Below are 12,496 nucleotides of genomic sequence, written 5' to 3'. Positions count from 1 at the left end.
AGAACAGATGTTTAAACCACACGTTACCGTCGCCTGCGTAGTTCACGCCGAAGGAAAATTTCTGGTCGTAGAAGAGACCATCAACGGCAAAGCGCTGTGGAACCAGCCTGCAGGCCATCTCGAAGCCGACGAAACCCTGGTGCAGGCCGCCCGCCGTGAGCTGTGGGAAGAGACCGGCATTCATGCCGAGCCGCAGCACTTTGTTCGTCTGCATCAGTGGATCGCCCCCGATCGCACCCCCTTCCTGCGCTTTTTGTTCGTCGTCGAACTTAACGAAATGTGCGCCACTGAGCCGCACGACGACGACATCGATCGCTGCCTGTGGGTCACTGCTGATGAGATCCTAAATGCCCCAAACCTGCGCTCACCGCTGGTTGCCGAAAGTATTCGTTGCTATCAGTCCGGCAGCCGCTTGCCGCTTGAGGTGATCGCGGAATTTAACTGGCCGTTTACAGAGGGTGCCAACACCGGGGGCGCGTGATAGAATACGCCGCCTTTAAGTTCAATGTCGTGAGTATTCCATGTCAGATAACAGCCAGAAAAAAGTAATCGTCGGCATGTCCGGCGGTGTCGATTCCTCCGTTTCCGCCTACCTGTTGCAACAGCAGGGTTATAAGGTGGAAGGCCTGTTCATGAAGAACTGGGAGGAAGATGATGGCGAGGAATATTGCACGGCTGCGGCGGATCTTGCGGATGCGCAGGCCGTGTGCGACAAACTCGGCATTGAGCTGCATACCGTAAACTTTGCTGCAGAGTACTGGGACAACGTGTTCGAACTCTTCCTCGAAGAGTACAAAGCGGGCCGCACCCCGAATCCGGATATCCTCTGCAACAAAGAGATCAAATTCAAGGCGTTCCTCGAATTCGCCGCCGAAGATCTGGGCGCGGACTTTATCGCGACCGGCCATTACGTGCGTCGCGCCGATGTGGATGGCAAAAGCCAGCTGCTGCGCGGTCTCGACGGTAACAAAGATCAGAGCTACTTCCTCTACACCCTGGGCCACGAGCAGATTGCGCAAAGCCTGTTCCCGGTCGGTGAACTGGAAAAACCGGAAGTGCGTAAAATTGCTGAAGATCTGGATCTGATTACCGCGAAGAAAAAAGACTCTACCGGCATCTGCTTTATCGGCGAACGTAAATTCCGCGAATTCCTCGGCCGCTATCTGCCTGCGCAGCCGGGCAAAATTATCACCGTTGACGGCGATGACGTCGGCGAGCATCAGGGTCTGATGTATCACACCCTCGGCCAGCGTAAAGGGCTGGGCATCGGCGGCACCAAGGACGGCAGCGAAGAGCCGTGGTACGTGGTCGATAAAGACGTTGAAAACAATATTCTGGTTGTGGCTCAGGGGCACGAACATCCGCGTCTGATGTCCGTCGGCCTTATTGCCCAGCAGCTGCACTGGGTCGATCGCGAACCGTTCACCGGCACCCTGCGCTGCACGGTGAAAACCCGCTATCGTCAGACTGATATCCCCTGCACCGTAACGGCCATTGATGACGAACGCATCGAAGTGCGTTTCGACGAGCCTGTCTCTGCCGTTACGCCTGGCCAGTCCGCCGTCTTCTACAGCGGCGAAATCTGCCTCGGCGGCGGGATCATTGAACAGCGTCTACCGCTGGCCGCTGTTTAAACCGATTGCACACCAAAAGGAGCCTGTGTGGCGAAGAATTATTATGACATCACCCTGGCACTGGCAGGAATTTGCCAGTCAGCCCGTCTGGTGCAACAGCTGGCGCATCAGGGTCATTGCGATGCTGACGCGCTGCACGTTTCGCTCAACAGCGTTATCGACCTTAACCCCGGCTCTACGCTCGGGGTGTTCGGTGGCAGTGAAACGAATCTTCGCCTCGGTCTCGAAACCCTGCTCGGCGTGCTCAATGCCAGTAACCGCCAGGGGCTGAATGCAGAACTGACCCGCTACACGTTGAGCCTGATGGTGCTGGAGCGTAAGCTCAACAGCGCGAAAGGGGCGATGGATACGCTCGGCAACCGCATTGCCGGGCTGCAGCGTCAGCTCGACCATTTTGATTTGCAGTCTGAAACCCTGCTGAGTGCGATGGCCGCGATTTATGTCGATGTCATCAGCCCGCTTGGGCCACGCATCCAGGTCACCGGCTCCCCTGCCGTGCTGCAAAGCCCGCAGGTACAGGCGAAAGTTCGCGCCTCGCTGCTGGCCGGGATTCGTGCCGCCGTGCTGTGGCAACAGGTTGGCGGTGGCCGACTGCAGTTAATGTTCTCTCGTAATCGCCTGACGACTCAGGCAAAACAAATTCTTGCTCATTGTTAACCTCCCGGAGTTGCGAATTATGGAATTATCCTCACTGACCGCCGTTTCCCCTGTCGATGGACGTTACGGCGATAAAGTCAGCGCGCTGCGCGGGATCTTCAGCGAATATGGTCTGCTGAAGTTCCGTGTACAGGTTGAAGTGCGCTGGCTGCAAAAGTTAGCTACCCAGGCAGCAATCAAGGAAGTTCCTGCTTTTGACGCCCAGGCAAACGATTACCTTGATAAAATCGTCGCGGAGTTCAGCGAAGAAGACGCGGCGCGTATTAAAACCATTGAGCGCACCACCAACCACGACGTAAAAGCGGTTGAATACTTCCTGAAAGAGAAAGTAGAAAGCGTTCCGGCACTGCACGCGGTGTCTGAGTTCATCCACTTCGCCTGCACCTCAGAAGATATCAACAACCTGTCTCACGCGCTGATGCTCTCTACCGCGCGTCAGGAGGTGGTGGTGCCTTACTGGCGCAAAATCATCGACGCGGTGAAAGACCTGGCCGTGCAGTACCGTGATATTCCACTGCTCTCCCGCACCCACGGTCAGCCAGCCACACCGTCGACGATGGGTAAAGAGATGGCAAACGTGGCCTACCGCATGGAGCGCCAGTATCGTCAGCTGGAGCAGGTTGAGATCCTCGGAAAAATCAACGGCGCGGTTGGCAACTATAACGCCCACATCGCCGCGTACCCTGAAGTGGACTGGCACCAGTTCAGCGAAGAGTTCGTGACCTCTCTGGGCATTCAGTGGAACCCGTACACCACCCAGATCGAGCCTCACGACTACATCGCCGAGCTGTTTGACTGCATCGCGCGCTTCAACACCATCCTGATCGATTTTGATCGCGATGTGTGGGGCTACGTGGCGCTGAACCACTTCAAACAGAAAACCATCGCGGGCGAAATCGGCTCTTCCACCATGCCGCATAAAGTTAACCCGATTGACTTCGAAAATTCCGAAGGCAACCTGGGTCTGGCGAACGCCCTGCTGCAACACATGGCGAGCAAACTGCCGGTCTCCCGCTGGCAGCGTGACCTGACGGACTCCACCGTGCTGCGTAACCTCGGTGTCGGCATCGGCTATGCGCTGATCGCTTACCAGTCCACCCTGAAAGGTGTGAGCAAACTGGAAGTGAACCGTGACCGTCTGCTGGACGAACTGGATCACAACTGGGAAGTGCTGGCAGAGCCGATTCAGACCGTGATGCGTCGTTACGGCATTGAAAAACCATACGAAAAACTGAAAGAGCTGACCCGCGGCAAGCGAGTGGACGCCGAAGGCATGAAGCAGTTTATCGACGGTCTGGATGTGCCAGAAGAAGAGAAAACGCGCCTGAAAGCAATGACGCCGGCGAACTACATCGGTCGCGCCATTGCTATGGTTGATGAGCTGAAGTAATTCCCCTTACCCTCTTTCCGCCCGGAAAGAGGGTTCCTTCCTCTGCGGTTTACTCAATGTTTATCCCCAAAACAACATAATCAGCGTTAAACTATTCATACCATTAATTTTAGGGAGAAGAGATGATGCGCGTATTGGTTGTTGAGGATAATGCATTGCTACGTCATCACCTGAAAGTTCAGCTTCAGGAAATGGGGCATCAGGTCGACGACGCGGAAGACGCAAAAGAGGCGGATTATTATCTCAATGAGCACCTGCCCGATATTGCCATCGTCGATCTGGGGCTGCCGGACGAAGATGGTCTGTCGCTGATCCGCCGCTGGCGCAGCCATGATGTCTCCCTCCCGGTGCTGGTCTTAACCGCCCGCGAAGGCTGGCAGGATAAAGTCGAAGTGCTCAGCGCAGGCGCCGACGATTATGTGACCAAACCGTTCCATATCGAAGAAGTGTCTGCCCGTATGCAGGCCCTGATGCGCCGTAACAGCGGTCTGGCGTCACAGGTGATCTCTCTTCCTCCGTTCCAGGTCGATCTCTCTCGTCGCGAATTCTCCATCAACGATGAAGTCATTAAGCTGACGGCGTTTGAATACACCATTATGGAAACGCTGATCCGCAACAGCGGTAAAGTGGTGAGCAAAGATTCTTTAATGCTCCAGCTCTACCCTGACGCCGAACTGCGCGAGAGCCATACCATTGATGTGCTAATGGGGCGTTTACGTAAGAAAATCCAGGCGCAATACCCGCAGGATGTCATTACCACGGTCAGGGGTCAGGGATACCTGTTTGAACTACGCTAAATGAAGAAAATCCTTCGCCATTTACTGCCCCTGTCGCTGCGGGTCCGCTTTTTACTGGCTACCGCCGCGGTGGTGCTGATCCTCTCCCTCGCCTACGGCATGGTGGCGCTGGTCGGCTACAGCGTCAGCTTTGATAAAACCACCTTCCGCCTGCTGCGCGGCGAGAGCAATCTCTTCTACACTCTGGCCAAATGGGAAAATAATCGCATCAGCGTGGAGATGCCGGAAAACCTGGACCGGCAAAGCCCGACGATGGCGCTGATTTACGATGAGAAAGGCAAACTGCTGTGGGCGCAACGACATGTCCCGTGGCTGGAAAAAAGTATTCGTCCGGAGTGGCTAAAAACCAACGGCTTCCACGAAATTGAGGCCGATCTGAATTCCACCAGCTCCCTGCTCGGCAACGATGCCTCCATGCAGCGTCAGCTCGACGAAATCCGCGCGGATGACGACGATACGGAGATGACGCACTCGGTGGCGATCAATCTCTACCCAGCGACCATGGATATGCCGCAGCTCACGATTGTGGTGATCGACACCATTCCCGTTGAGCTGAAACGCTCCTATATGGTCTGGAGCTGGTTCGTGTACGTTCTGGCAGCTAACCTGCTGCTGGTGATCCCGCTGCTGTGGATCGCCGCCTGGTGGAGCCTGCGCCCTATTGAATCGCTGGCGAAAGAGGTTCGCGAACTCGAAGAGCACAACCGGGATAAGCTCAATCCGCAGACCACCCGCGAGTTGACAAGCCTGGTGCGCAACCTTAACCGCCTGCTGAAAAGCGAGCGTGAGCGTTACGATAAATACCGCACTACGCTGACGGATCTCACCCACAGTCTGAAAACGCCCCTTGCGGTGATGCAGAGCACACTGCGATCCATGCGCAGCTCAAAGCTCAGCGTGGACGACGCCGAGCCGGTGATGCTGGAGCAGATCAGCCGCATCTCCCAGCAGATTGGGTATTACCTGCACCGCGCCAGTATGCGCTCGGGCAGCCCGTTGCTCAGCCGCGAACTGCACCCCGTCGCCCCCCTGCTGGACAGCCTGACGTCAGCGCTGAATAAGGTCTATCAACGTAAAGGGGTGAACATTAGCCTCGATATTTCGCCTGAGATCAGTTTTGTCGGCGAGAAGAATGACTTTATGGAAGTGATGGGCAACCTGCTGGATAACGCCTGCAAATATTGCCTGGAGTTTGTCGAGGTTTCCGCCCATCAGACCGACGACGAGCTGCACATTATCGTTGAAGATGACGGCCCCGGCATTCCGCAGAACAAACGTGACGTGGTCTTTGATCGTGGCCAACGTGCCGACACGCTGCGTCCTGGCCAGGGCGTGGGGCTATCCGTCGCGCAGGAGATTGTCGACCAGTATGCCGGGCGCATCGAAACCAGCGATAGTCTGCTGGGCGGCGCGCGGATGGTGGCGATTTTTGGGCGTCAGCACCCCTCATCTGACGATAGTTAGGGGTGAATGTGAAAAAAGCGAGATTCTCGCGCGCAGGCTCTTACGCTTCCGTTATAATCCGAGTCAGTAAGAGCCTGCGGAAATATAATTATGGATTATCACTTAACACTTAACTGGCCCGAGTTTATCGAACGCTACTGGCAAAAACGCCCTGTCGTTCTGAAACGCGGGATCAGCAATTTTGTCGACCCCATCTCCCCGGATGAACTGGCCGGCCTGGCCATGGAAAACGAAGTCGACAGCCGCCTGGTGAGCCACCAGGATGGAAAATGGCAGGTCAGCCACGGTCCTTTTGAGAGCTACGATCACCTCGGCGAGACCAACTGGTCACTGCTGGTGCAGGCCGTGAACCACTGGCATGAGCCGACCGCAGCCCTGATGCATCCGTTCCGCGCCCTGCCCGACTGGCGCATGGACGATCTGATGATCTCCTTCTCTGTTCCGGGTGGTGGCGTTGGCCCGCACCTCGATCAGTACGATGTGTTTATCATTCAGGGAACCGGCCGCCGTCGCTGGCGCGTGGGCGAGAAAGTGCCGATGAAACAGCACTGCCCGCACCCGGACCTGCTCCAGGTCGACCCGTTTGAAGGTATCATCGACGAAGAGATGGAGCCGGGCGATATCCTCTATATCCCGCCAGGATTCCCGCACGAAGGGTATTCCCTGGAAAACTCCCTTAACTACTCAGTGGGTTTCCGTGCGCCGAGCGGGCGCGAGATGATCAGCGGCTTTGCTGATTATGTTCTGCAGCGCGAGCTGGGCAGCCATCGCTACAGCGATCCGGATGTTCCTGCGCGCGAGCACCCTGCCGACATTCTGCCGCAGGAGCTGGATAAACTGCGCGAGATGATGCTGGGCCTGATTAACGAGCCGGAGCATTTCCGTCAGTGGTTTGGGGAGTTTGTCAGCCAGTCGCGTCACGAGCTGGATGTCGCTCCCGCCGAGCCGCCTTATCAGCCAGATGAGATTTATGATGCCCTGCAACAGGGTGATTCGCTGGTTCGTCTGGGTGGGTTACGCGTGCTGCGCATTGGCGACGATATCTTCGTCAATGGCGAGAAGCTTGATTCCCCGCACCGTCCTGCGCTGGAAGCGCTGGCGAGCCATATGGTTCTGAATGCTGAGACCTTCGGCGATGCGCTGGAAGATCCGTCATTCCTCGCCATGCTGGCGGCGCTGGTGAACAGCGGGTACTGGTTCTTCGAGGACTGAGTGTACAAGTGCCCGGTAGCACTTTGCTTACCGGGCACTCTTTTTCTCACTGCTTCGCTGTCAGCTCCGCAATTCGCACAATCACTTTTACCGCTTTCTCCATCCCTTCCAGCGTCACAAACTCGTGCTTGCCGTGGTAGTTATAGCCGCCGGTAAACAGGTTCGGGCACGGCAATCCCATGAAGGAGAGCTGCGAGCCGTCGGTACCGCCGCGAATGGGTTTGAGCTGCGGTTCGATGTCGCAATCACGCATCGCCTGCTGGGCGATATCGAGGATGTGCGGATGCTCCATCACCTTCTCGCGCATATTGTAGTAGCTGTCCTCGATGATCAGCTCAATGTAGCAATCCGGGTGCAGCCCTTTGCCGACTTTTTTGGCGATCTCCATCATCTTACGCTTACGCGCTTCGAACGCCTTGCGGTCAAAATCGCGAACAATGTAGTGCATCTGCGCACTGTCCACCGTGCCTTTGATGCTGGTGAGATGATAGAAGCCTTCATAGCCTTCGGTCTGCTCCGGACTCTCCTCAGCGGGGACTTCCGCATGAATCCGCGAGGCCAGCGACAGCGCGTTGACCATCACCCCTTTCGCCGACCCCGGATGCACGTTGTTGCCGACAATTTTGATGGTCACCGAAGCCGCGTTAAAGTTTTCAAACTCCAGCTCTCCGACGCCGCCGCCATCAACGGTGTAGGCCCACTTCGCATTGAAAGCCTCAACGTCGAAATGTTTCGCCCCTTTGCCCACCTCTTCGTCCGGCGTGAAGGCCACCCGGATATCGCCGTGGGGAATGTTTTTGCCTTTCAGCACCGCCAGCGCCGTCATGATCTCCGCGACACCGGCTTTATCGTCGGCGCCCAGCAGCGTTTTACCGTCGGTGGTGATCAGCGTCTGGCCCAGCAGCTGATGGAGCACCGGGAACATCACCGGCGAGAGCACCTCATCGCCGATACCGAGTGCGATATCGCCGCCCCGGTAGTTTTCGACAATCTGCGGATTAACGTTCTTTCCGCTAAAATCAGGTGACGTATCGACGTGAGAAATAAAGCCAATCGCCGGAACCGAACCTTTAACGTTCGACGGCAGCGTACCCATCACAGTGCCCTTTTCGCTTAAGGTCACATTGACCAGACCAAGCTCTTCCAGCTGATCCTTCAGCAGGTTTAAAAGCTTCCACTGGCCCTCGGTGCTCGGCACCTGTCGGACACCCGCTTTAGATTGGGTATCCAGCGAAACGTACTGTAAAAAACGCTCAAGTAATTTTTCCATGCAGTCACCCTCACTTTTTGTGACAACATTATCAGTAAGCATCAAAACCCAAATATTGCGTCAGGTCACTTTTATCCCGTAAACGAGAATATTTTCGATTTTGTCGTGATTCGTTAATAAATGTAGCTTATCAATCAGTCACAAGGATTGGTGATTTCAGTGGTTTGCCGTAGAATGACCGCCCTCATTAAGAGTCACCAAGGTGGTTACACACAAACCCCGCAGTCGGTAAACCCACCGACGCGTTTATATGGGACAGCGCCAAAAATTGAATACACAACCGGGAACACTGTCACCGCTGGTTCTTCTGTCGGGGATCAGCAAAAGTTTCGATGGTAAAACCGTCATTGACGATCTTAACCTGACTATCAATAACGGTGAGTTTCTCACGCTGCTAGGCCCCTCGGGCTGCGGCAAGACAACCGTTCTGCGCCTGATTGCCGGACTGGAAAGTGTCGACAACGGCCATATTCATCTCGAAAATCAGAACATCACCGATGTTCCCGCTGAACATCGTCACGTTAATACCGTCTTCCAGAGCTACGCCCTTTTCCCGCACATGACCGTGTTCGAAAACGTGGCATTCGGCCTGCGCATGCAGAAAACCCCTGCCGATCAGATAACACCACGGGTGAACGACGCCCTGCGGATGGTTCAGCTCGACGAGTTCGCCCAACGCAAACCGCATCAGCTCTCCGGCGGGCAGCAACAGCGCGTCGCCATTGCGCGCGCCGTGGTCAACAAACCCCGCCTGCTGCTGCTGGATGAGTCCCTCTCCGCGCTCGATTACAAGCTGCGCAAACAGATGCAGAACGAGCTGAAGGCGTTGCAGCGTAAGCTCGGCATTACCTTTGTGTTCGTCACCCACGATCAGGAAGAGGCTCTGACCATGTCGGACCGTATCGTGGTGATGCGCGACGGTAAGATTGAGCAGGATGGCACGCCGCGTGAAATCTACGAAGAGCCGAAAAACCTGTTTGTGGCGAGCTTCATTGGCGAGATCAATATCTTTGACGCTACGGTCATTGAGCGTCTCGACGAACAGCGCGTGCGCGCCAGCGTCGAAGGTCGCGAGTGCAATATTTACGTTAATTTTGCGGTCGAAAAGGGCCAGAAACTCAACGTGATGCTACGCCCGGAAGATCTGCGCGTCGATGAAATCCACGACACCGCCGAGGCGGAAGGCCTTATTGGCTACATCCGCGAGCGTAACTACAAAGGGATGACGCTGGAGTCGGTGGTTGAGCTGGAGAATGGCAAAATGGTGATGGTCAGCGAGTTCTTTAACGAGGACGATCCGGACTTTGACCATCCGCTCGATCAGAAAATGGTCGTTAACTGGGTAGAGAGCTGGGAGGTTGTGCTGGCCGATGAAGAACACCAGTAAATTCCAGAATGTGGTGATCGCCACGATCGTGGGTTGGCTTGTGTTGTTTGTTTTCCTCCCCAACCTGATGATCATTGGCACCAGTTTTTTGACCCGCGACGACGCCAGTTTCGTCAAGCTGGTCTTTACGCTGGATAACTACGCACGCCTGCTGGACCCGCTCTACTTTGAGGTCCTGCTGCATTCACTCAACATGGCGCTGATTGCGACCCTCGCCTGCCTGGTGCTGGGCTATCCCTTCGCCTGGTTTCTGGCCCGGCTGCCGCAAAAAGTCCGTCCGCTGCTGCTGTTTCTGCTGATTGTTCCCTTCTGGACCAATTCACTGATTCGCATCTACGGCCTGAAGATTTTCCTCAGTACCAAAGGCTATCTGAACGAGTTTCTGCTGTGGCTGGGGGTGATTGATACGCCGATCCGCATCATGTTTACCCCGAGCGCGGTGATTATCGGTCTGGTCTATATTCTGCTGCCGTTTATGGTGATGCCGCTCTACTCCAGTATCGAAAAGCTCGACAAACCGCTGCTCGAAGCGGCACGCGATCTGGGTGCCAGCAAACTGCAAACCTTCCTCAGGATCATCATTCCGCTCACCATGCCGGGCATTATTGCCGGCTGTCTGCTGGTGATGCTCCCGGCGATGGGGCTGTTTTACGTCTCCGATCTGATGGGCGGTGCGAAAAATCTGCTGATCGGCAACGTGATAAAAAGTCAGTTCCTGAACATTCGCGACTGGCCGTTCGGCTCTGCCACCAGCATTACACTGACGGTAGTGATGGGCCTGATGCTGCTCGTCTACTGGCGCGCCTCCCGCTGGCTGAATAAACAGGGAGATCTCGAATGATCGGTCGTCTGCTGCGTGGCGGTTTTATGACCGCCATTTACGCCTATCTTTATATTCCGATTATCATTTTGATCGTGAACTCGTTTAACAGTTCACGTTTCGGGATCAACTGGCAAGGCTTTACCACCAACTGGTATAGCCTGCTGATGAACAACGACAGCCTGCTGCAGGCAGCACAGCACTCACTGACGATGGCGATCGCGTCGGCGACCTTCGCCACGCTGATTGGCTCACTGACCGCCGTGGCGCTCTATCGCTACCGTTTTCGCGGTAAACCTTTCGTTAGCGGAATGCTGTTTGTGGTGATGATGTCGCCGGATATCGTGATGGCGATTTCACTGCTGGTGTTGTTTATGCTCATCGGCCTGCAGCTTGGCTTCTGGTCGCTGCTCTTTTCGCACATCACCTTCTGCCTGCCCTTCGTGGTGGTGACGGTTTACTCGCGACTGAAGGGCTTTGACGTGCGAATGCTCGAAGCGGCGAAGGATCTGGGGGCGAGTGAGATGACCATTCTGCGCAAAATCATTCTGCCGCTGGCAATGCCGGCGGTCGCTGCCGGATGGCTTTTGAGCTTCACGCTGTCGATGGACGACGTGGTGGTCTCATCCTTTGTCACCGGGCCGAGCTATGAAATTCTGCCATTGAAAATCTACTCCATGGTGAAAGTCGGTGTGTCACCGGAGGTGAACGCGCTGGCGACGATTCTGTTGGTGTTATCGCTGGTGATGGTGATTGCCAGCCAGATTATTGCTCGTGATACAACGAAATCTCAGGGGACGTTAAAATGAAAAAATGGTCACGCCACCTGCTCGCGGCAGGTGCTCTCGCAATCGGCATGAGCGCCGCGCACGCGGACGACAGTAAGACGCTCTACTTCTACAACTGGACCGAGTATGTGCCGCCAGGCCTGCTTGAACAGTTCACCAAAGAGACGGGGATCAAGGTGATCTATTCGACCTACGAGTCGAATGAAACCATGTACGCCAAGCTCAAAACCTACAAAGACGGCGCCTATGATGTAGTGGTGCCCTCCACCTATTTCGTCGACAAAATGCGCAAAGAGGGCATGATCCAGAAGATCGACAAGACGAAATTAACCCATTTCGGCAACCTCGATCCGGAGATGCTGAACAAGCCGTTCGACCCGAATAATGACTACTCTATCCCCTACATCTGGGGTGCAACCGCCATCGGCGTGAACAGCGACGAGATCGACCCGAAAACCGTCACCAGCTGGGCTGACCTGTGGAAACCGGAGTACAAAGGCAGCCTGCTGCTGACGGACGATGCGCGCGAAGTGTTCCAGATGGCGCTACGCAAACTGGGCTATTCCGGTAACAGCACCGACCCGAAAGAGATCGAAGCGGCCTATAACGAGCTGAAAAAACTGATGCCAAACGTGGCAGCGTTTAACTCCGATAACCCGGCTAACCCGTATATGGAAGGCGAAGTGAATCTGGGGATGGTGTGGAACGGTTCTGCGTACGTCGCGCGTCAGGCCGGTACGCCGCTTCAGGTCGTCTGGCCGAAAGAAGGCGGGATCTTCTGGATGGACAGCCTTTCGATTCCGTCTAACGCTAAAAACGTCGACGGTGCGATGAAGCTGATTAACTTCCTGCTGCGCCCTGAAGTGGCAAAACAGGTGGCGGAAACCATTGGCTATCCGACGCCAAATCTGGCGGCACGCAAACTGCTTAGCCCAGAGGTGGCGAACGATAAATCACTGTATCCGGATGCGGAAACCGTGAAGAAAGGCGAATGGCAAAACGATGTGGGCGACGCGAGCCGCATTTATGAAGAGTATTATCAGAAGTTAAAAGCAGGCCGATAGCGTTAACCGGCCC

The 12,496-nt window shown here is 55.4% G+C and carries 12 protein-coding genes; 11 read left to right on the top strand and 1 reads right to left on the bottom strand.

Annotation, left to right across the window (positions count from 1 at the left end; translation table 11 throughout):
- The first annotated feature begins 7 nt into the window (after positions 1-7).
- The 7 genes from ACB496_RS08295 (at position 8) to ACB496_RS08265 (ending at position 7,154) form a co-directional block, all read left to right on the top strand.
- On the top strand, positions 8-481 hold the full coding sequence (locus ACB496_RS08295) for an NUDIX hydrolase (protein ID WP_268196332.1): 474 nt from the start codon (positions 8-10) through the stop codon (positions 479-481).
- A gap of 40 nt (positions 482-521) precedes the next feature.
- On the top strand, positions 522-1,634 hold the full coding sequence (gene mnmA / locus ACB496_RS08290; RefSeq protein WP_100780547.1) for a tRNA 2-thiouridine(34) synthase MnmA: 1,113 nt from the start codon (positions 522-524) through the stop codon (positions 1,632-1,634).
- 27 nt (positions 1,635-1,661) lie between these two features.
- Entirely contained in the window at positions 1,662-2,291 is a 630-nt protein-coding gene (gene hflD, locus ACB496_RS08285) for a high frequency lysogenization protein HflD (RefSeq protein WP_100780548.1), read from the top strand.
- 19 nt (positions 2,292-2,310) lie between these two features.
- Positions 2,311-3,681 (top strand): adenylosuccinate lyase, encoded by a 1,371-nt coding sequence (gene purB, locus ACB496_RS08280; RefSeq protein ID WP_371974949.1) that lies wholly within the window; start codon positions 2,311-2,313, stop codon positions 3,679-3,681.
- 125 nt (positions 3,682-3,806) lie between these two features.
- Positions 3,807-4,478, top strand: a complete 672-nt coding sequence (gene phoP, locus ACB496_RS08275) for a two-component system response regulator PhoP (protein WP_100780550.1) — start codon at positions 3,807-3,809, stop codon at positions 4,476-4,478.
- Positions 4,479-5,942, top strand: a complete 1,464-nt coding sequence (phoQ, locus tag ACB496_RS08270) for a two-component system sensor histidine kinase PhoQ (protein WP_102103464.1) — start codon at positions 4,479-4,481, stop codon at positions 5,940-5,942.
- Positions 5,943-6,032: 90 nt separating this feature from the next.
- Positions 6,033-7,154, top strand: a complete 1,122-nt coding sequence (locus ACB496_RS08265) for a cupin domain-containing protein (protein WP_100780552.1) — start codon at positions 6,033-6,035, stop codon at positions 7,152-7,154.
- Between the two features lie 46 nt (positions 7,155-7,200).
- On the opposite strand, the gene pepT is transcribed toward ACB496_RS08265, so the two are convergent.
- Positions 7,201-8,424 carry a peptidase T gene (gene pepT, locus ACB496_RS08260; RefSeq protein WP_100780553.1) on the bottom strand — a complete coding sequence of 408 codons (1,224 nt, stop codon included), beginning with the start codon at positions 8,422-8,424 and terminating at the stop codon, positions 7,201-7,203.
- A gap of 250 nt (positions 8,425-8,674) precedes the next feature.
- Here pepT and potA point away from each other — a divergent pair, with 250 nt between their 5' ends.
- Genes potA through potD form a run of 4 tightly spaced genes read left to right on the top strand, consistent with a single transcriptional unit; the run spans position 8,675 to position 12,483 of the window.
- On the top strand, positions 8,675-9,811 hold the full coding sequence (potA, locus tag ACB496_RS08255; RefSeq protein ID WP_102103463.1) for a spermidine/putrescine ABC transporter ATP-binding protein PotA: 1,137 nt from the start codon (positions 8,675-8,677) through the stop codon (positions 9,809-9,811).
- Positions 9,795-10,652 (top strand): spermidine/putrescine ABC transporter permease PotB, encoded by an 858-nt coding sequence (gene potB / locus ACB496_RS08250; protein WP_102103462.1) that lies wholly within the window; start codon positions 9,795-9,797, stop codon positions 10,650-10,652. The genes potA and potB overlap by 17 nt, the downstream gene beginning before the upstream one ends.
- On the top strand, positions 10,649-11,440 hold the full coding sequence (gene potC / locus ACB496_RS08245; protein WP_100780556.1) for a spermidine/putrescine ABC transporter permease PotC: 792 nt from the start codon (positions 10,649-10,651) through the stop codon (positions 11,438-11,440). Before potB ends, potC begins: the two co-directional genes overlap by 4 nt.
- Complete coding sequence (potD, locus tag ACB496_RS08240; RefSeq protein WP_102103461.1) at positions 11,437-12,483, top strand: spermidine/putrescine ABC transporter substrate-binding protein PotD; 1,047 nt, start codon at positions 11,437-11,439, stop codon at positions 12,481-12,483. Before potC ends, potD begins: the two co-directional genes overlap by 4 nt.
- Positions 12,484-12,496: the final 13 nt, after the last annotated feature.

The sequence above is a fragment of the Lelliottia nimipressuralis genome (assembly GCF_041464075.1).
Lineage (GTDB): Bacteria > Pseudomonadota > Gammaproteobacteria > Enterobacterales > Enterobacteriaceae > Enterobacter > Enterobacter nimipressuralis.
The sequence above is the reverse complement of the archived record's forward strand: the minus strand, read 5'-3'. Positions and strand labels throughout refer to the sequence as shown.

Bases quoted from the DNA above. Each gene is read 5' to 3' on its own strand.
- ACB496_RS08295 (WP_268196332.1), top strand. From the start codon at position 8: ATGTTTAAACCACACGTTACCGTCGCCTGCGTAGTTCACGCCGAAGGA.
- mnmA (WP_100780547.1), top strand. From the start codon at position 522: ATGTCAGATAACAGCCAGAAAAAAGTAATCGTCGGCATGTCCGGCGGT.
- purB (WP_371974949.1), top strand. From the start codon at position 2,311: ATGGAATTATCCTCACTGACCGCCGTTTCCCCTGTCGATGGACGTTAC.
- phoP (WP_100780550.1), top strand. From the start codon at position 3,807: ATGCGCGTATTGGTTGTTGAGGATAATGCATTGCTACGTCATCACCTG.
- phoQ (WP_102103464.1), top strand. From the start codon at position 4,479: ATGAAGAAAATCCTTCGCCATTTACTGCCCCTGTCGCTGCGGGTCCGC.
- ACB496_RS08265 (WP_100780552.1), top strand. From the start codon at position 6,033: ATGGATTATCACTTAACACTTAACTGGCCCGAGTTTATCGAACGCTAC.
- pepT (WP_100780553.1), bottom strand. From the start codon at position 8,424: ATGGAAAAATTACTTGAGCGTTTTTTACAGTACGTTTCGCTGGATACC.
- potA (WP_102103463.1), top strand. From the start codon at position 8,675: ATGGGACAGCGCCAAAAATTGAATACACAACCGGGAACACTGTCACCG.
- potB (WP_102103462.1), top strand. From the start codon at position 9,795: ATGAAGAACACCAGTAAATTCCAGAATGTGGTGATCGCCACGATCGTG.
- potC (WP_100780556.1), top strand. From the start codon at position 10,649: ATGATCGGTCGTCTGCTGCGTGGCGGTTTTATGACCGCCATTTACGCC.
- potD (WP_102103461.1), top strand. From the start codon at position 11,437: ATGAAAAAATGGTCACGCCACCTGCTCGCGGCAGGTGCTCTCGCAATC.